This window comes from Clostridioides sp. ES-S-0049-02 (genome assembly GCF_020658465.1).
Classification (GTDB): Bacteria; Bacillota; Clostridia; order Peptostreptococcales; family Peptostreptococcaceae; genus Clostridioides.
In genome coordinates this window covers 533,937-554,695 of record NZ_JACVWG010000002.1, presented here as the reverse complement: position 1 = coordinate 554,695, position 20,759 = coordinate 533,937, and the positions used below count along the sequence as shown (strand labels likewise).

Annotated in this window: 18 protein-coding genes; all 18 read right to left on the bottom strand. The window is 28.7% G+C overall.

Features of this window, described 5'->3' with window-relative positions:
- Positions 1-13 precede the first annotated feature (13 nt).
- The 18 genes from IC213_RS08610 to IC213_RS08525 all read right to left on the bottom strand — a co-directional run bounded on the left by IC213_RS08610 (position 14) and on the right by IC213_RS08525 (position 20,610).
- On the bottom strand, positions 14-484 hold the full coding sequence (locus IC213_RS08610) for a PTS sugar transporter subunit IIB (protein WP_227434498.1): 471 nt from the start codon (positions 482-484) through the stop codon (positions 14-16).
- Positions 484-1,227 (bottom strand): BtpA/SgcQ family protein, encoded by a 744-nt coding sequence (locus tag IC213_RS08605; protein ID WP_227434497.1) that lies wholly within the window; start codon positions 1,225-1,227, stop codon positions 484-486. Before IC213_RS08605 ends, IC213_RS08610 begins: the two co-directional genes overlap by 1 nt.
- 3 nt (positions 1,228-1,230) lie before the next feature.
- Complete coding sequence (locus tag IC213_RS08600) at positions 1,231-1,644, bottom strand: PTS sugar transporter subunit IIA (protein ID WP_227434496.1); 414 nt, start codon at positions 1,642-1,644, stop codon at positions 1,231-1,233.
- A 24-nt stretch (positions 1,645-1,668) separates the two neighbouring features.
- Positions 1,669-2,421: a GntR family transcriptional regulator gene (locus IC213_RS08595; protein ID WP_227434495.1), complete on the bottom strand. Its 753-nt coding sequence runs from the start codon at positions 2,419-2,421 to the stop codon at positions 1,669-1,671.
- Positions 2,422-2,753: 332 nt separating this feature from the next.
- Entirely contained in the window at positions 2,754-4,541 is a 1,788-nt protein-coding gene (gene aspS, locus IC213_RS08590) for an aspartate--tRNA ligase (RefSeq protein WP_227434494.1), read from the bottom strand.
- Between the two features lie 73 nt (positions 4,542-4,614).
- Entirely contained in the window at positions 4,615-5,877 is a 1,263-nt protein-coding gene (gene hisS, locus IC213_RS08585) for a histidine--tRNA ligase (RefSeq protein WP_227434493.1), read from the bottom strand.
- Positions 5,867-7,426, bottom strand: a complete 1,560-nt coding sequence (locus tag IC213_RS08580; protein ID WP_227862999.1) for a coproporphyrinogen III oxidase — start codon at positions 7,424-7,426, stop codon at positions 5,867-5,869. The genes hisS and IC213_RS08580 overlap by 11 nt, the downstream gene beginning before the upstream one ends.
- Before the next feature lie 92 nt (positions 7,427-7,518).
- Positions 7,519-8,133, bottom strand: a complete 615-nt coding sequence (locus IC213_RS08575) for an MBL fold metallo-hydrolase (protein ID WP_227862998.1) — start codon at positions 8,131-8,133, stop codon at positions 7,519-7,521.
- 14 nt (positions 8,134-8,147) lie between these two features.
- Entirely contained in the window at positions 8,148-8,597 is a 450-nt protein-coding gene (gene dtd, locus IC213_RS08570; RefSeq protein ID WP_227434490.1) for a D-aminoacyl-tRNA deacylase, read from the bottom strand.
- Between the two features lie 24 nt (positions 8,598-8,621).
- Positions 8,622-10,829 (bottom strand): RelA/SpoT family protein, encoded by a 2,208-nt coding sequence (locus IC213_RS08565; RefSeq protein WP_227434489.1) that lies wholly within the window; start codon positions 10,827-10,829, stop codon positions 8,622-8,624.
- A 73-nt stretch (positions 10,830-10,902) separates the two neighbouring features.
- Positions 10,903-11,415 carry an adenine phosphoribosyltransferase gene (locus IC213_RS08560; RefSeq protein WP_227434488.1) on the bottom strand — a complete coding sequence of 171 codons (513 nt, stop codon included), beginning with the start codon at positions 11,413-11,415 and terminating at the stop codon, positions 10,903-10,905.
- 12 nt (positions 11,416-11,427) lie between these two features.
- Positions 11,428-13,878 carry a single-stranded-DNA-specific exonuclease RecJ gene (gene recJ, locus IC213_RS08555; RefSeq protein WP_227482133.1) on the bottom strand — a complete coding sequence of 817 codons (2,451 nt, stop codon included), beginning with the start codon at positions 13,876-13,878 and terminating at the stop codon, positions 11,428-11,430.
- A 12-nt stretch (positions 13,879-13,890) separates the two neighbouring features.
- The gene (locus IC213_RS08550; RefSeq protein ID WP_227824276.1) at positions 13,891-15,555 is read right to left on the bottom strand and encodes an ABC1 kinase family protein; all 1,665 of its coding nucleotides are present in this window, start codon (positions 15,553-15,555) and stop codon (positions 13,891-13,893) included.
- Between the two features lie 301 nt (positions 15,556-15,856).
- Complete coding sequence (locus tag IC213_RS08545; protein WP_227434485.1) at positions 15,857-16,351, bottom strand: gamma carbonic anhydrase family protein; 495 nt, start codon at positions 16,349-16,351, stop codon at positions 15,857-15,859.
- Between the two features lie 28 nt (positions 16,352-16,379).
- The gene (gene scfB / locus IC213_RS08540; protein WP_227434484.1) at positions 16,380-17,759 is read right to left on the bottom strand and encodes a thioether cross-link-forming SCIFF peptide maturase; all 1,380 of its coding nucleotides are present in this window, start codon (positions 17,757-17,759) and stop codon (positions 16,380-16,382) included.
- A 356-nt stretch (positions 17,760-18,115) separates the two neighbouring features.
- Positions 18,116-18,262, bottom strand: coding sequence for a cyclic lactone autoinducer peptide (locus tag IC213_RS08535; RefSeq protein ID WP_227434483.1), 147 nt, complete (start codon positions 18,260-18,262; stop codon positions 18,116-18,118).
- Positions 18,263-18,265: 3 nt separating this feature from the next.
- Positions 18,266-18,874 (bottom strand): accessory gene regulator ArgB-like protein, encoded by a 609-nt coding sequence (locus IC213_RS08530; protein ID WP_227434482.1) that lies wholly within the window; start codon positions 18,872-18,874, stop codon positions 18,266-18,268.
- A gap of 305 nt (positions 18,875-19,179) precedes the next feature.
- Positions 19,180-20,610, bottom strand: a complete 1,431-nt coding sequence (locus IC213_RS08525) for a DUF4116 domain-containing protein (RefSeq protein WP_227862997.1) — start codon at positions 20,608-20,610, stop codon at positions 19,180-19,182.
- Positions 20,611-20,759 lie beyond the last annotated feature (149 nt).

The window sequence follows — 20,759 nt, the reverse complement described above, 5'->3', positions numbered from 1 at the left end:
TATCCCCCTAAAATTATATTAGTTTCATTACATTTGTAGCATCATCATCAGGAACTAATTGTACGAATACATTTACACCTTCTGAATCTAATTCTTTAATCATGTTTATATCATCCTTTGATACATGAACTGCTTTAGATATATTTTCACGATTATCATCTGATTTTGTTCCACCAAGGTTTATTGATTTAATAGATTTAACTTCTTTAGATAGTCTATAAACATCTTCTACAGATTCACAAAGTATCAAAAGATTGTATTTGTCAGTTACACCTGAATTAAGTGCTTTTATAGAATCTGCTATACTTTTCATTACAAGTTTGACATTAGATGGCTTAGCCATTTTAAGCCCTGCCATTCTTAAATCATCCTTTAATAGTTCATCACTTGCTATTAATATACAATCTGTATTTAAAAACTTTGTCCATGTAAATGCTACTTGTCCATGTATAAGTCTGTGGTCTACCCTTACTAATTTAATCATTATAATTCCTCCCTAATTTTTTTTATTTCATCCATAAATGTTTTTACGTGTTCTGCACTAACATCTCCAAAGTCTTGGTAATTATCTTTGAAGTAACTTCCTATTATTGCCATATCCCCTATCTCAAGCTGCTTTTTTGCATTTTCTAATGTAACTCCAGCTGCAATAACTAAAGGGAAATCTCCTACATTTTTGCGGAATAATTCTATTTTTTCCATTGATGTTTCTTGCCCTGTAGCATTTTCTGTAACTGCTATAGCATCACATCTTGTCATTCCTATCTTTAAATCTTCTTCAACAGTATTTTCTGATAAAACTGGTTGATACTTAAAACGTACCCCTCCAATTAAATAAGCTTGACATTTTGAGCGGTGTAATTTGAAAAATTCTTCTAAAGTAGCCTCATCTCTAGGTTTGACATGACCTACTACAGAGTCAACTTGTACATAGCTTGCATTATATCTTGTTGCTAGTTCAAATCCCATAGTATCAACATTTAAGCAATTTACTCCATATGGTATTGACAAATTAGATTTAGATACATATTCAAGTATTCTTTCTAAATCATAGTAATTGCCATAGTAATTTTCTAACATTATTCCATCTACACCATTTGCTTCTAAGATACTAATTTCTTTTTTAGCTCTTTCAAAAATATCATCTGAAGTATCTCCCTTTAGGTGTATCATTGCTATAATTGGCTTTTTGTTTTTAAAAACTGATAATATTCCCTTATTGTCCATAAACTAAAATACCTCTTCTTCTTCATTTATTTGTAATGTTACATTTTGTATTCCCATTCTAGATTCTTTTGCTAACTGTTCTGCATCTTCAGTTGTTAATTTATCAGAAAATCTTGTAAGAAGCTCTAATACCATATTTAAATTCATTCCTGAAAATAGCTTAACATTATGTAACTTAGTTAACCTTAACATAGCAGTACATACACTTGCTCCGTATAAATCAGATAAAATTATATATTCACATTCTTTATCTTCTACTATTGTTTTTTCTAACTCTAAAGCAAAATCTGAAGCGCTTTGTCCAGGATATAAACTGTATGAATTAACGCAATTTGCTAAATCTCCTACTATCATTTTTACTGAATCTAAAAGCCCTTTTGAAAAGTCTCCATGAGACGCTAATATTATTTTTCTCATATTTATTCCTCTCCTAAGTGTAAATTATATTTCTGCTGATACTGCATATTTATACTTATCACTTCTTATAAATTGTTCATTGTAATATAAAACATCATTATTCTCTGTATATACTAATTGTCTTACTTTTAATAATGCCATATTGCTTGCACATTTAAGGTGGTCAGAATATTCTTTGTTTGAGTGTTTTACTTCAAATATATTTTCCACACGATTAGGTAGTGTACTTATATTATTAGATATAACTTCCATTAAAGACTTATCTTCCAGCTCTTCTTTTAATAAAAACATGTAATCTATTCTAAAGTAATCAACTTCAAAAATAACAGGTACTTCATCTATTAATCGAAGTCTTTTAATACATATTATCTTCTCTTCTAGTTCAATATTTAAAGCTTCAGCCACCTGCTTATCAGCTTTTTTTATCAAAATAGAGATTATCTTAGTACTTGGTTTTGCATTAATACGATGACAAGAATTAGTAAAACTATTTCCTGCACATGTTGCTTCTATTCTCTCTGGAATAGTTACATAAGTTCCTTTTCCACGCTTTTTACATAATATATCTTCTTTTACAAGTTCATTAAGCGCATTTCTCACAGTTATACGACTTATATTAAACTCCTTACATAGGTCTACTTCAGATGGAAGTTTATCTCCTGGCTTATATATACCAGCTGCTATTTGTTTTTTTATGTTGTCATATAGTTGTTGGTACAAAGGAATAAATGAATTTACCTCTAAGTCCATTTCTTTTTTTTGCTTTTTTTCATCCATTTTACTCACCCCCTCATGTAGTATTTTTATAACATTATATAACAAGTTCTTTATTACATATTATAACAACTCGAAATCGTTGTCAATTTATTTTTAAATAATTTTTAATTTGGTAATTTTTTAATTTTTTTGTCTAATATAGTATTTTATTGTTTGTAGTATCAGGTAGGAATAGTTTGGATTATTAATCTAACAGAATTCTTTTTTAGAATTGTGTAAATAATAATTAATGTTACTTTTAATTGACAATTATTACTATTAAATAGTACAAAAAAAGACGTCACCCTATTTTTAGTGCGACAGTCTTTTATATATTATTTCTTATTCATATATTATTCTTTATCTTTTATATCAACTTTTATACTTAATTCATCCAATTGCTCATCATCTGCTACTGTAGGAGCATTTGTCATAGGACAAACAGCATTTTGATTTTTAGGGAATGCAATAACTTCTCTTATATTTTCAGCTCCTGCAAGCAACATAACAAGTCTATCAAGCCCAAAAGCTAGACCAGCATGAGGAGGAGTTCCATATTTGAATGCTTCTAATAAGTAACCAAACTTCTCATTAGCTCTTTCTTCTGTAAACCCAAGTGCCTTAAACATTCTTGATTGAACATCTGAATTTGATATTCTAACACTTCCTCCACCTATTTCATATCCATTTAATACAATGTCATAAGCTTTAGCTCTTAAAGATGCTTTATCTCCATCTTCTAGTTTATCTAAATCTTCATCCATAGGTGATGTAAATGGGTGATGCATTGCTGCAAACTTACCTGTTTCTTCATCTTCTTCAAAAACAGGGAATTCAGTTACCCATAATAAATTATATACATTCTTATCTAATATATTAAGTCTATTTGCCACTTCAAGTCTAACTTGTCCTAAAGCATCAAATACTACTGAGTTTTTATCAGCTACAAATAAAAGTAAATCTCCTGCTTCTGCATTCATTCTTGTAAGTATAGCATTCATTTCATCTTCGCTAAAGAATTTTGCTATTGGAGAAGTTACTCCATCTTGACCTACTTTCATCCAAGCAAGCCCTTTTGCTCTATATGTTTTAGCATGTTCTTCTAATGATGATATTTGTTTTCTAGTAAAATCGTCAGCTTTTCCTTTTACATTTATACCTCTAACGCTTTTTCCTGGTTGTGTAGCATCAGCAAACACCTTAAATCCACAATTACAAACGACATCAGATATATCTGTTAGTTCATAACCAAATCTAGTGTCTGGTTTGTCTGAACCATATCTAGCCATAGCTTCTGCATAAGTCATTTTAGGAAGTGGAAGTGTCAATTCTACATTTAAAACTTCTTTAAATATAACTTCAAGTAATCCTTCAATCATACTCATAACATCTTCTTGTTCAACAAAAGACATTTCACAGTCTATTTGTGTAAATTCTGGTTGTCTATCAGCTCTTAGGTCTTCATCTCTAAAACACTTAACAATTTGGAAATATCTATCCATACCACTTACCATTAATAATTGTTTGTATAATTGTGGTGATTGTGGTAATGCATAAAATTTACCTGGATTAACTCTACTTGGTACAAGATAATCCCTTGCTCCTTCTGGTGTTGGAGCAATTAAAAATGGTGTTTCTATTTCACAAAATCTATTATTTGATAAGTAATTTCTTGTAATATTCATTACTTTATGTCTTAACTTTAAATTTCTTTGCATAGATGATTTTCTCAAGTCTAAGTATCTATATTTTAGTCTTAGTGCTTCTGAAACATCATCATCATCTTTTATATAAATAGGTGGAGTTTCTGATTTATTTAAAAGTCTAAGTTCAGTTGCAAATATCTCTATGTCCCCAGTTGGCATGTTAGGGTTTTTAGACTGTCTTTCGCATACTTTTCCTTTTACTGCTATTACAAACTCAGCACCTAATTTTTCAGCTTTTTCAAAAGCTTCTTTATCTACATCTGTATCAAAAACTATTTGGCATAATCCACTTGTATCTCTTAAATCAACAAATACAAGTCCTCCTAAGTTTCTTTTTTTCTGTACCCATCCCATAAGTACAACTTCTTCATTTATGTTTTTTTCTCTCAACTCTCCACAGTAGTGAGTTCTCTTTAAACCCTTTAAAGTTTCCAAGATACTACCTCCATTTTATTTAATTTTAATGCTATATATTTATCTAATACACAAAACATCATACTTTCTTATTTTACAGCTTTTGCTTTAATTCTTCAACTAATGTACTTAATTTTACAGTAGTTTGCTCTGATGTTTTCATATTTTTTAATGTTGCAGTGTCATTTTTTAGCTCGTCATCACCAATTACTATTGTAAATTTTGAATTTATTTTATCTGAATACTTAAATTGTGCTTTTACACTTCTTTCTATATGGTCTTTATCCGCACTTATATGATTTTGTCTTAAATCTTTCAACAATTTAAAGCTTCTTGTATTTGCTTCTTCACCTATAGTTACTATAAATATGTCTGTAGATTGAGGGTTTTCTATTTCAATTCCATTACCTTCAAGTGTAAGTAAAAGTCTTTCAATCCCTAGTCCAAATCCAATTCCACTTATACCTTTTGGACCACCTAGTTGTTCAACAAGACCATCATATCTGCCTCCACCACATACAGTACTTTGAGCACCTATATCATTAGATATAATTTCAAAAGCAGTTTTTCTATAGTAATCTAACCCTCTAACTATTGTTTTATCAATTACAAAGTTTATATTCATTTCCTTTAAGTATTCTTGAAGTTTATCAAAGTGAACTTTACAATCATCACACAAATGGTCTGCAATAAATGGTATATCTTTGATATTTTCTTTACATGTAGGGTTTTTACAGTCTATAACCCTCATTGGATTTTTTTCTCTTCTCTCATTACAAGTTTCACATAATATATCTGCTTTTGAATCAAGATATTCTTTTAATAAAGCATTGTACTCTTTTCTACAAACTGGACAACCCACTGAATTTATACTCACTACCAAATCATTTAATCCAACTTCATTAAAAAATTGAACAGCTAGTGCTATTATTTCAGCATCCATTGAAGGAGTATCACTTCCAAGTGCTTCTATACCAAATTGATGAAATTGTCTCTGTCTACCAGCTTGTGGTCTTTCGTATCTAAAACAAGGTGTAACATAAAATAATTTTGTTGGTTGAGTATCTGCATATAATTTATTCTCTATAAATGCTCTTACTACACCAGCTGTACCTTCTGGCTTTAGAGTAATTTCTCTATCCCCTTTATCTTTAAAAGAATACATTTCTTTTTGAACTATATCTGTAGTATCTCCAACACTTCTCTTAAAAAGTTCTGTATGTTCAAATATAGGAGTTACCATTTCCTCATACCCATATAAAGCACATATTTCTCTAAATTTATTTTCTACATAACGCCATTTATAAGCCTCTTTTGGAGTTATGTCTTTAGTTCCTCTAGGAGCTTTAGTCAACATTTTTATATACCTCTTCTTTCTTCCTTTTTATCATTTCATCTACTCTATCAATGTATTGTTCAACATTCTTTACATTTTCTACTCTTTCAATTCTATCTTCATCTACATAGACAAATTTTGATATAGCACCTGCACCCAAGGCATAGTTGCTTTGTTTTTCCTCCATAATTTGTATATTGTAAATACACTCATATCCTTCTTTAGCATAACCTATATTTTCTAAGTTACCTAGCATATGTTTTTGTCTGTACATATAATATGGATTAAGTCCCATATCCTTGGCATATTTCATTGATAAATCTATCATTTTTATCATTTCTTCATACTGAGTTAAATGTTCTTTGTACTTATCCATATTTATATTTAGGTTAGAAGCTCTTTTTATAGCTAATGTATGAACTGTAAGACTTTCAGGAGAAAGCTTTTTTATTTCCTCTAATGTATTTCTTACCATGTCTAAGTCTTCATCTATAAGACCTAAAATTATATCCATATTTATATTGTCAAATCCCATATTTCGAGCCATATTAAAACATTCTACTAAATCAGAAACTTTATGTTCTCTTCCAATTTTAACTAAAGTATCATCATTCATAGTTTGAGGATTTATACTAATTCTACTTACATTGTGTTTTTTTAATACACTTAATTTTTCTTTGGTAATAGTATCTGGTCTACCTGCTTCTACCGTAAATTCTTTAATTTTGCTTAAGTCCAATTCTCTAAAGAGAGCATTTATAAGTAAATCCAATTCTTCCTCATCCAATGTAGTAGGAGTTCCACCACCGATATATAGAGTTTCAATTTCTTTATTAGTATCCTCAATAACTTTGGAAAACCCTTTAATTTCTTCAATCAATTTATAGACATATTCTCTTTTTAAATGGCCAAATTGCTTTAACGAGTTTGAAGGAAATGAACAGTATACACATCTAGTTGGGCAGAATGGAATACTTACATAAAGAGAAATTTTATTTTTGTCTATCGGATACATAAATAAGCGTTCTCTTTTAGCTATTTCAAGAGCTAAATCTATTTTCTCATCCATTATAAAATAGTTCTCTTTTAGAATAGTTCTTATACTATCATCATCTAGTCTTTCATCCATCAGATTGTGGACAATTTTGACTGGTCTTATACCAGTCAAAATGCCCCATGGAACATAAGAATTAAATATTTGTTTAAGTACTATAAACATACTTTTTTTAATACTTTCTTTGCATAATTTTCTAATCTTTCTCTTACTTTCACTGTCTAGTCTATCTAAAAACTCTTCAATCGTATTATTATTACAAAATCCATTTAAAAACTCCGTATTTATATCTTTGATATTTTGTATTGATTCATACTTTAAGTTACCACTTTCATAATATTCAGTAATTGAAAGTAAAGTATCATTTTCACAAATCAATCTATTTATTAAATATCTTGACTCTATACTATTGCTACACTCAGCAAAGTCATTAAATTTAAATTCACTAGTAAACAATTTTATAAGTTCTGCTACTTCATACTTATAATCATGTCCTTTTAAAAAAACATCCAACATCAACTTAACTCCTTCTATTTAAACACTAGAAGAACCCCATCACTGATACATTTATTAAATATTTGATACTATTTTTAAATATTAATATAAAATTACATGTAAGGATTTGTCTTCTTTTCAACACCTAGAGTACTAGTTGGCCCATGACCAGGATATACTCTAACAGCATCTTCATATTTACATAATTTTTTAAGTGATTTCTCCATTTGGTGGAAATCTCCACTATATAAATCAGTTCTACCAATACTTCCAGCAAACAAAGTATCTCCTGTGAACATGTCATCTTCAACTCTTATACACATACATCCTTGTGTATGACCTGGTGTATGCAAGAAAGTCATTTTTAATTCACCAAGTTCCATTTTATCTTTATCATTTACATATACATCTGCATCAAATTCTTGTGCGCCACATCTCATTGTGTAACTTAAGTTTTTATTTTTATCATTTAATAATTCTTTTTCATCAGTATGTGCAATTACCTTAGCACCAGTCTTATCTTTAATATCTTTAACATACCCTATATGGTCACCATGTCCATGAGTAAGAATTATATATTCAACATTCAATCCATTTTCTTTGACAAAGCTTAATGTATCTACTAAACTTCCTCCTGGGTCTATAACTGCACATTTTTTAGTTTTTTCATCACCTAACACATAAGTGTTTACTCCAAAATAACTATCTACAAATTTTTTTATAACCATTAAAGTTTTCCCCCTTAAAAAGATTTACTTGAGTCTAATAGTATTGTTACTGGTCCATCATTAGTTAATTCTACCATCATATGAGCTGCAAATTGACCTGTACCTACTGTTACACCTTTATCTTTGGCTTTTTTTACAAATTCTTCATACAAATCATTTGCAAGTTCTGGTCTAGCTGCGTTACTAAATCCAGGTCTTCTTCCTTTTCTACAGTCTCCATATAAAGTAAATTGAGATACTACTAAAAGTTCTCCACCTATGTCCATTAGAGATAAATTCATCTTATCATTTTCATCTTCAAAAATTCTTAGGTTTAATATTTTATCAATCATGTAGTCTACATCACTTGATTTATCATCATGAGTCACTCCCAACAGTACTAGCAACCCCTTATTTACTTGACCTATAATGTTTTCATCTACTGTAACTTTAGATGAAGATACTCTTTGTACTACTGCTCTCATATTTTCCTCCCTATTATTTTAACTCTAATTTGTCATTCTATAAATACTTTCTACACCAGGAATTGCTTTTAATTTTTTCATTAGAATTTTCAATTCCTCAGTGTCATTAACTTCTACAAGTAGATTTATACTTACAATACTATCTTTTCCTTTTCTTGCATTTATTCCATTTAAGCTAAGTTTATCCATTGCAACAATATGAGTTATTTCATTAACAATTCCTCTTCTGTCAACAGCCTTTATTTGAATCTCTGCTTCAAACTTGCCTTTACCTGCTGAACTCCATGACACTTCCACCAATCTATTTTGGAAGAAATCTCCATTGTTATTTGCATTTGGACAATCCGCTCTGTGTATAGCTACACCTCTACCTTTAGTGATATATCCTACAATCTCATCTCCTGGAAGTGGATTACAACATTTAGCAAACCTTACTAAGATATTATCAAGTCCTTTTACTACAATACCTTGTGATGAATTTTTCTTTCTCTTTTTGCTGTATTCTGTTTCGCTCATATTGTGTTTATTTAAATCTTCTTCTTGCATCTGTTGTTCTTTTTTTACTTTTTTAATTTCTTTTAAATACAAATCTTTTACTTTAGATACAACTTGAGATGACATTATACCACCATAACCTACAGTGGCAACTAAGTCTTCAACACTTGGCTGATTAAACTTCTTGGCAACTAATGCCATGTATTTTTCAACAAGAGGGTCTTTCTGTGGTATATCATGTTTCTTAAACTCTCTTTCTAATATGGTATTCCCACGGTCAACATTTTCTTCTCTTCTTTCTTTCTTGAAAAATTGTCTAATTCTACTTTTTGCATTTGGTGTTTTTACTATGTTAAGCCAGTCTCTACTTGGACCATTAGAATTAGATGATGTAAGTACTTCAACAATATTACCATTTTGAAGCTTATAATCAATAGGTACTATTCTTCCATCAATTTTTGCTCCAACACATTTATTTCCTACATTTGTATGGACTCTATAGGCAAAATCTATTGGAGTTGATTCTGCTGGTAATTCAATTACATCTCCTCGTGGAGTAAATACATAAACCTGACTATTAAATACATCTTCTTTAAGTGCATCCATAAATTCTTGTGGGTCTTTTAAATCTTTTTCCCACTCCATCATTTGTCTTAACCACTGAAGTTTCTCTTCAACTTTTACTTCTTTGCCAGAAATACCTTCTTTGTATTTCCAGTGTGCTGCAATACCATTTTCTGCTATATTATGCATTTCATGAGTCCTTATTTGTATCTCTAAAGGCTCTCCATCAGGCCCTACAACAGTAGTGTGCAATGATTGGTACATATTTGGCTTTGGCATTGCTATATAGTCTTTAAATCTGCCTGGGATAGGTCTCCATAATGTATGAACTATACCAAGTACAGCATAACAGTCTTTTACATTATCTACCAGTATTCTTACAGCCGTTAAATCAAAAATTTCTTCAAAAGTCTTGTGTTTTTTCTGCATCTTTCTATAAATACTGTAAAAATGCTTTGGTCTACCATATACATCACATGGTATACTTAAATCTTTAAACTTATCTTTAAGAAGCTCAACAATCCCTTGTATATAGTCTTCTCTTTGACTTCTCTTCATTGACACTCTATCAACTAATTCATAGTACCCTTCTGGGTCCATAAACCTTAATGCTCTGTCTTCTAGTTCCCACTTTATCTTAGATATACCTAATCTGTGGGCTATACCTCCATAAATCTCTAAAGTTTCTTTTGCTTTATACTTTGCTTTTTCTGGAGGCATGTATTTTAACGTTCTCATATTATGCAATCTATCAGCAAGCTTTATAAGTATAACCCTTATATCTTTTGCCATTGCTAGAAACATTTTTCTTAAATTTTCAGATTGAGTTTCTTCTTTTGAACGATATTTTATCTGACCAAGTTTTGTTACTCCATCAACTAAATCCGCTACTTCTTTTCCAAATTCTTTTGTTATGTCTTCATAGGTATATTCTGTATCTTCTACAACATCATGAAGCAAACCTGCTGTTATAGTTTCAATATCTAATTCCATCTCTATTAAAATATTTGCCACTGCCAATGGATGAATAAAGTATGGTTCCCCAGATTTTCTATATTGTCCATCATGCGCTTTTTTTGCAAGATTGTAGGCTTTTTCAACCTTTTCAAAATTTGCATTAGGTGCATAAACTTTTATCTTTTCAATTATTTCTTGTAATTCTTTATCATGCATATAACCACCTATTTTGTATAAAATTTTAATATATATGAAAATAGTTGGTGCTATACCAACTATTGTAAAAGTACTAGTATTTTATAAGAGAATTAACATCATAGTTAGATAACTTTTCTCTCCCATTTAAGAATTCTAGCTCAATTAAAAATTGCATAGAAACTACTTCTCCACCTAATTTTTCTACAAGCTTAGCAGCAGCTTCCATAGTTCCACCAGTAGCCAATAAATCGTCTACTATTGCCACTTTTTGACCTTTTTTAATTGCATCTTTATGTATTTCTAAAGTATCCGTACCATACTCTAATCCATACTCATAACTCTCAACTTCTCCTGGTAACTTTCCAGGTTTTCTAATTGGAACAAATCCTACTCCTAGTGCATATGCTACAGGTGTACCCATCAAAAATCCTCTTGCTTCTGGACCTACTACTAAATCCACACCCTTGCTTTTCAATTCTTCAGCCATAGAATCTACTGCATATTTAAATGCCTCGCCGTCTTTAAATAGAGTTGTAACATCTTTAAAATCTATACCTGGCTTTGGGAAATCATCAATATTCCTTATAAAGTTTTTTAAATCCATGGGAAACGCCTCCTAATAACTGCTATTGTATTGTTTTTCTAATTTTTTTAAATTATTGAGTATTAAACTCTCATTTAAGTCTAATTTTTTCTGTGGTTTTGGCAATATTCTTATGAGTACAGAATTTTTTTCATAATTTAAATTAAAGTCAAGTAAATTTAATTCTCTAAACACATTCAATATCGTAAAAAACTTTAATGGAATTACATTAAAAGTTCCCTTTATATTTACCATATCCAAATCAATTTCTTTTTTTATAAGTGCTTGTTTATAAATTGTTATAAATTCATCTCTTGATGGAACTATATTACTAACTACATTCTTTAAATATAATAGGTCTGTTTTATTATAATATTTTATAATTTCACTTTCTTCTCTTTTATTCTCATATATATACGAATATTCGCCTTTATTGTATAAATAATCATAAAGAATAATATTATTATATCTTTTTAAGTCTATTTTATCAATATTAGGAGAAAATATAAGCTCTAATTTATCAGTATTTTTGTTAATATCTTCAATAATATTGTAATTTATGTTAAAATCCAAATCTATAAGTGATACATCTGATATTGCTCTATAGAATCCATTTATAGAATTAGATATTATCAATGTCTCTTTTTCAAAATAATCAAATATATTTATATCTGTATTTCCATCAAATAATTCAAAACCAGACTCAGATATATTATACAAGCTTTGTGAATCTTTTGGTATTATTTTTGACATTAATTTTAGCGAAAGTTTGTCATTACTTGCACTTTTAGGTCGAGCTAATCTAATATCTTTAAGTAGAAACTGCACTTTCCTATTTCCCATATAGTTGTTCTCATCTAGTTGAAACAATACATCTACTTTATCTCCTACCTTGAATAATGATTTTAAATGACTCATGTTAAATCCTATACATTCATAGCACTTTTCATTTTCTATGCTTAATTTCAAATGTTGTTGATTTTTACCTATGATTTTTAAGTCTTTTAGAATATAGTTCCTAACTATAAATCTAGGATTAGGATTATTTAATCCAAATGGTTCTAACTTATGTAATTCCTCCACAAGATTTAAACTTATTACATTTTCTTGTAGTTCAAATTCAACATTTACATTTTCTATCATATCATCTTCAGTCAAATTATAATCTGCAAACTTATTTATTTCATTAGCCAAAGCTTCCACATTTTCTGAATTTAAAGACAATCCAGCTGCTTGCTCATGTCCACCAAACCTAGTCATTAAGTCTTTGCACTTTACAAGAGCCTCAAATATATTAAATCCTTTTATTGACCTTGCTGAACCAGTAGCTTCTCCATCTTCTACACCTAAAAGAATCGTTGGTTTATAGTATTTTTCAGTCAACTTAGATGCTACAATTCCTATTATCCCATGTTGCCAACCTTCTTTAGCTAAAACTAATACTTTATCTTCATTATATCTACTATTGGACTTTAATATTTCCTCAGCTTCATGATACATCTGAGCCTCAATCATCTGTCTTTCATTATTTTTTTCTTCCAATATATTAGCTATTTCAACAGCTTCATCTTTAGATTGAGTAGTAAATAACTCAACACCCAAATAAGAATATCCTAAACGTCCTGATGCATTTATTCTAGGCCCAATTGCAAAGCCTATATGAGAAGAACCTATTTTTTCACTTTCTACACCACAAACTTTTATAAGCTCTCTTAATCCAATATTTTTGCCTTCTTTCATTAATTTTAAACCATTTTTTACAATTATTCTATTTTCATCCACAAGTGGAACAATATCACAAATAGTTGCCAATGTTACTATTTCTAAATAATCATACATGCTAGTCTTAAAATCTTCTTTTGGAGTAAGTGCTTGTATCATTTTAAATGCTACACCACATCCACATAATGCATCAAATGGATAGTTACAATCTTCTTGCTTTGGATTTATTACTGCAAAAGCTGAGGGAATTTCATTTTGGCATTCATGATGGTCTGTTATTATAACATCTATACCCAAATTATTTGCTAGGTTAACCTCAGATACTGATGTAATTCCACAATCAACACTTATAATCAAGTCACATCCCCTAGAGCTTATAAGCTTTATAGCCTCTTCATTTATACCATAGCCTTCTTCTAGTCTATTTGGAATATAGTAATCCACATGATATCCTATACTATTAAAATATAAGCATAAAATAGAAGTAGAAGATACACCATCAACATCATAATCTCCATAAATCCAAATTTTTTCTTTTTTATCAATAGCTGACTTTATTCTATCTACAGCCTTTTGCATATCTTTCATTAATAAAGGGTCTCTTAAATAGTCTAAAGATGGATTCATGAATATTTCTGAATCTTTTTCAGTATATATACCTCTATTTTTTAAAATTTGGCAGATTTCCGGGGAAATATTAAGTTTTTTGCTAAATTCACTTTCCTCTATCTTCCCTTTATATTTCAGTGTCCATTTTTTCAAATTTAATTCCCCCTAATCTTTTTTGTATTTTGACCTAATACTTCTTATAACTAAGCATAGCCCTATTATAAAAGAAATAAAGAACCCTGCTATAGCAGTAAATTTTATCCATATATTATTTTCTATATTTGGTGATGCAATTATAAGTGAAGAACCTACTATGATGGATGCTAATACTAAACTTAATGACATTTGAGAAGTTAATTCTGTTATACAAATTTCTAATTTTGTCATTTTAACATCTTCAATTTGCATTTTTATATTATTTCTTTCTACATTTCTTAAGATTGCTTTTAACTGTTTTGGAATAGTTTTTACGTCAAGCAATATCTCTTCCACATTTTGTCTTGAATTTAAAACTACATTCTTAGGATTGAATTTACTTTTATAATGATGCTTCATAAACTCTTTTCCCATAGAGCCAAGAGAAAAATCTGTATTTAAGGTTCTACTTGTACCCTCTAATGTTATAATAGTCTTTGCAAGTGTTACAAACTGTGCAGGCATAATTATCTTATACTGTCTAAAAAATCTAAACAATTCATTTAATATATCTGTCACATTTATCTTTTCTATAGAGATATCATAGTAGTAATGTATTAGATACAGTAAATCCTGTCTAAGACCTTTAACATCAGCTTCTCCATTTAATGCATCCATTTCTATTAATAAGTAAATTATTTTATCAACATTTTTTTCTACACCTGCTAATGCAATTTCATTTAATTGGTTCAAAGTTCTATTATCAATAATTCCAATCATTCCAAAGTCTATATATGCTATCTTGTTTCTGCCAACTATAAATATATTACCTGGATGTGGGTCTGCATGAAAAAAACCATGTGACAATACCTGTATAAAAAAAGACCTAACACCTATTTCAACAATAGTTTTTGTATTGTAACCTAATTTTCTTATTTTTTCTACATCACTTAACTTTGTGCCATTAACTTTCTCCATTACTAAAATTCTCTTACTGTTATACTCTGAATATACTTTTGGTATATATACTTCATCACTATTTTTAAATATCCTAGAAAATTTAGTTGCATTTATAGATTCAAAATTGTAGTCAAGTTCTCTCATTAATTGAGTTTGAAATTCTTCTATCATTTGCTCTAAATCTAAATTAAAATCTTTTTTTAAGTCTTTTAATGTATGTGCAATAGTTCTAAGAATCTCCAAGTCAGATTTTATTATCTTCTCTATATTTGGCCTTTGAATTTTTACAATCACTTCTTCTCCTGTTTTAAGTATTCCTTCATAAACTTGACCAATTGAAGCTGCTGCTATTGGTTCTTCTTTAAATTCTGAGAATACTTCTTCTATGCTTAAGCCTACTTCTTCTTTAAATATTTCAATAGCTATATTTGAATCAAATTTTTCTACATCATCTCTAAGCTTTGATATTTCATCAATTATATCTTGGTCTAACAAGTCTTTTCTTGTACTCAATATTTGACCTATTTTTACATATGTAGGTCCTAGTTCTTCTAAGACTCTTTTCATTCTCTCACCAGTTGTCATGTTTTTTATTTCTTCTGGTGGGTCAAATAGTGGTATTTTATATGCTATGCCCTCTATATTTAATCTTTCTACAATAAAACTAAAACCATACTTTATCAAAATATATCCAATTTCTCTATATCTCTTTAAATTCCTATAACTTATTCTCAAATTTTTTCACTCCTAGAATAGGTATACCCAAAAACTTACACCTTAATTTATCTCTGTCTACGACATTATTTTACTAATTGATACTCTAATATCTTATATCCTCTTTAATATTTAATTTTATCACATATACTAGTAATTTTATTAAATTTCTTTAACTCAGTTAATTTTTATTTTTGACATTTCATACCTATTCTAAACAACTGCTTTCTCAAAATTAAAATACCAACTAACCTAATAAAATAAATTAGTGGTTGCCTCAAAACAAATTTAAGCATGTTTTGAAACAACCACTCTTTAATTGTTATTTTTGATTTTGTGCTGCTTCTAAATACCATTGATATGACTCATCAATATATTTTTTATCTTCTTCAGTAAGTTCTCTAACTACTTTTCCAGGAGAGCCCATTATTAAAACTCCTGGTGGGAACTTTTTATTAGATGTAATTAATGTACCTGCTCCAATTAAAGTGTATTCTCCTATTTCAGCATTATCTAGTATTATTGAACCCATTCCAATTAAAACATTGTCACTAATTTTGCAACCATGAACTATTGACCTATGCCCTACTGTTACATTATTCCCAATTACAGTATTTTCATCTCCATGTACTATTGAACAGTCTTGTATATTAGTATTTTCTCCAATAGTTATTGGTCCTTCATCTCCTCTAACTACTGCATTGTACCATACACTTGAATCTTTACCGATTTTAACATTTCCAATTATATCTGCTGATTTTGCTACAAAGACACTTTCATCAATTAAAGGTTTATCTTCTAAATACTCTCTAATCATATATAAACAACTCCTTTAAGATATAAATTTAATTATTTGCTCCTTCTAACATTAATTTTGCTTGTATCATAATAGAACATTCTGTACGCTTTCTTTGCATTTCACAGCCCAACTCATATGGTTTTGATATATCATTGTTGAAGTTTATTGCATTTGCATGACATCCACCTGAACAATAGAACTTATTCCAACATTTTTTACACTCTTCCTTAGTATATACATGAGCTTCTCTAAATGTATTTTTTAACTTTTCTGGAAGTACAATTTCTTTATCCAATATATTTGCCATTTTAAATTCTTCATTTCCAACAAATTGATGACATGGGTATATGTCTCCACTTGGTGTTACAGAAAGATACTCATTTCCAGCACCACATCCAGTTATTCTCTTTATTACACATGGTCCTTGATTTAAATCTATCATAAAATGGAAAAATTTAAATCCATCTCCTTGTAACTGTCTATCTGCATACTCCACCGCAAATTTTTCATATTCATCAAATATTTTTGGTAAATCTTCCTCTCTAAGTGCATATGGATTACTTTCATCTCCAACAACTGGCTCTACAGATGTTAATTTAAACCCTAAATCTGCAAAATGCATAACATCTTTAGAAAAATCTAAGTTATCTCTTGTGAATGTACCTCTTATATAGTAATACTTATCTTTTGCTCTTCCTTCTACAAGTTTTTTAAATCTTGGCAATGTAATATCATAACTACCTTTGTCATTTAAAGTTGGTCTCATATTATCATTGACTTCTTTTCTTCCATCTAAACTTAAAACTACATTATGCATATTTTCATTTATATAATCTATAATTTCATCATTTAACAGCACACCATTTGTAGTTATTGTAAATCTTATATTTTTATTATAATCCTTTTCAATACTTTTTCCATATTCAACTAATTGCTTTACAACTTCAAAGTTCATTAGAGGCTCTCCACCAAAGAAATCTATCTCTAAGTTTTTTCTACTTCCAGAATTGGCAATCAAATAATCTATTGCTGCTTTACCGACTTCAAAACTCATAAGTTCTTTTTCTCCACCAAAATCCCCTTGAGCTGCAAAGCAATACTTACATTTCAAATTACAATCATGTGCTACATTTAAACATAATGCTTTTACTACAGGCTCTCTATGTACAAAGCTTGGATGATATTGATATGTATCTTCTGTATATAAAAGACCTTCTTTTTCTAAATTTAATATTTCTTCATATGCTTCATTTATTTTTTCTTCTTGATATTTAGATTTTAATATATCTAGTACTTCTTCTTTACTTTTTTCTTTATAAAAATCTAATAAATCGTATGCAACATCATCTAATACATGAACAGCTCCTCCATTCACATCTAAAACGATATTATATCCATTCATAGAAAATTTATGTATTATACTCATAACCTACCTCCTAAACTACTATCTATACTAAAGTTTTTTACTGTTTTAATTAAACTTTACCCTTCATTATATCATACAGTTTGCTTAAAATACATACAATACAAAAATGACTTACTACTCGTAAGTCATTTCAATGGATACACTATATCCCCCTAAATTAGCACACTTATACATTACAAAATAAAGTATATTATGTACTCATAAAATAAAATTTTTGTATCTAATTACTTATTTTATATTTATTAAAAGTATAATAAGTTCTTTTTATAATAATTCTATATAAATAATTTGCTTATTTTGTATTTATTAAACCATAATATTTCTTATAATTATTTCATATAAATAATTGCTTGTTTTTAATTTATCTTTTTTAAATTCTTAATTTCTTTTGGTACCTTGGGTTGATGTATAATCCATGGACAAGTGCTATTTGCTGACAAAATTGCAGTACTCAGTGCTAATGAACTAGCACACTTCATAATTTTCACAATAAACTTTTTCATAATTTAATTCTCCCTCGTACACATTTTACTTATATTCTTTTTAGATTTTAATTTACCTAATACTAGCATTATACAAATCCAAAACATTGCAAAAGCACTATATATAAAGTAATCCATAAATACATTTGATGAAAAACTTGAAACTGTCATTAACAAGACTACTGTAGACATAGATATAGCAATTTTTTTATAAGTTAACTTTTCTATCTCACTTATAGGATTACTTTTATGCTCTACTGGACACATGATGCAAATTCCAATCCAACTAATACTAGCAATAATCATAATAATATTTTTAAATAAATATACATTTAGATTTTCTATAATAAATATTGTAGATAAGATTATAAAAATAAAGGTTAATAGACATCTAAAATAGTTATTTGCATGATACCCTCCAGAAAATTGTCTTATTGGACAGTAACATATTAAAAAAAATAATATATATGTAAATTTCCCAAATAAAAAACCTAAGAGTAGTATGGTCGTTATATTAACTATAAAAGCAATTAATATTTCAAATCCATAAGAATACACCCTAGATTCATGGTTATCTATCATGTTGTTATAAATTAAAACAGATGTCATTTTATCAGCATATCTCTTAAACATTATTACCTCCAGAAAAAAATTTTACATATATAGAATAGCGTCTTTTTTGAGAAAATTCAATATATTTTTCAAAACTAGTTATTGAAATTGTAAAACTGGTCAAAAAAAGACCTATATAATCATTTTGTTATTTTTTATATAATAAAAAAGTTATAATAAAAGAGTTTTATTAAGCTTTATATGCATAAAAGCACATAACTTATAGCATATAAGTTATGTGCTTTTATTTTTATTATAAATCCTTAATTTTATATTTATTTTTATGATATACCTTAGTTTTGCTTTTATTTTCGTAATATATATGTTTAACTTTGTTTTTGCTTCACATATTGAAGTGCTTTTCTATTCTGTTTTACTGCCTCTAAACAAACTTTTTCTGTTTGATTTTCTACATATTCCAAAGCTCTATAATTCTGTTTTACTGCTTCTAAACATATCTTTTCTGTTTGATTTTTAACATATTTTATCATTCTATAATCTTGTCTTACTGCCCTTAAACAAATATCCTCTGTTTGTTCTTTTACATATTTAAGTGCCTCAAAACTTTGATTTACTGCTTCCAAACAAACCTTTTCTGTTTGCTCTTTTACATATTGTATAGCACTGTAATTTTCTTTTACCGCCTCTATACACATTGATTCTGTTTGCTCTTCTATATATTTAAGAATATTTCCATTTTGCTTTACTGCCTCTAAACATACTTTTTCTGTTAGTATCTTTATATAGGTCAATATTTCTTTTATTTCAAAATCTTTAAATGAGCCCCTTATAGCTTCTATACATATTTCTTCTGTCTGTTTCTTTACATATTGTAATACTTTCCCATTTTGTCTTACTGCCTCTAAACAAATATTCTCTGTCTGCTCTTTTACATATTGTAGTGCTCTTCCATCATTTCTTACTGCCTCTAAACAGATTTCTTCCGTCTGCTTATTTACATATTGAAGAGCCATATAACTTCGTCTTACTGCTTCTATACATATATTTTCTGTCTGTTCATTTACATAATACAAGGCAAAATCATTTTGCTTTACTGCTTCTATACATATTTCTTCTGTCTGTTCTTCTACACAAGGCAATGCACTGTAGTTTTCCTTTACTGCTTCTAAACATATACTATTATTTTGTTCCTTAACATAAGCTAAAGACTTTCCATCTTTTTTTACTGCTTCTAAGCATATTGTTGGAGTCTGTTCTTTTATATCCTTTAATATTTCTGCCACATCATTTTTTGATGCCCTTTCTATTAATTCTAAACATACCTCTTCTGTCTGCTCTTCAACAAATCTAAAAACTTCCATAACATCATGAGTTGATGCACTTCTTATAGCTTCAATTAATATATTTTCTGTCTTGTCGTTTACGTAATATAAGGCTCTATAATTCTGTTTTACAGCTTCTATACATATAGCTTCGGTTTGATTTGTTATGTATTTGAGAGCTTTATAAGTCTGCTTTACTGCCTCCATGCACACCCTATCAGTCTTATCTTTTACAAATTCTATTATTGTACCATCTTGCCTTACTGCTAGTAAACACATTTCTTCAGTTTGATTTTCTATGTCTTTTAATTCTCTATAGTCATATTTCACTCTGCTTAAGTCATTTAAATGTACATTATTATCTTCTTCTGAATTATCCTCATTAATTTTTATATCATCCTCAAATTCTTCATCATCTAAATAGTCATCTTTATCTGGCAAAAACATAGATTTAATTTTATTTTTTATATCCATAAAATTAACCTCCTTTAATACGATTTTATCATTAAAGTAAATCATTTTTAAGTATTTATTTAATTAATTTTATATTAAGTTCTTTTAAAAGTCCATTCATTGTCGATAGATTCTATTTTATATTAATAATTTAATTATAAACATGCGGG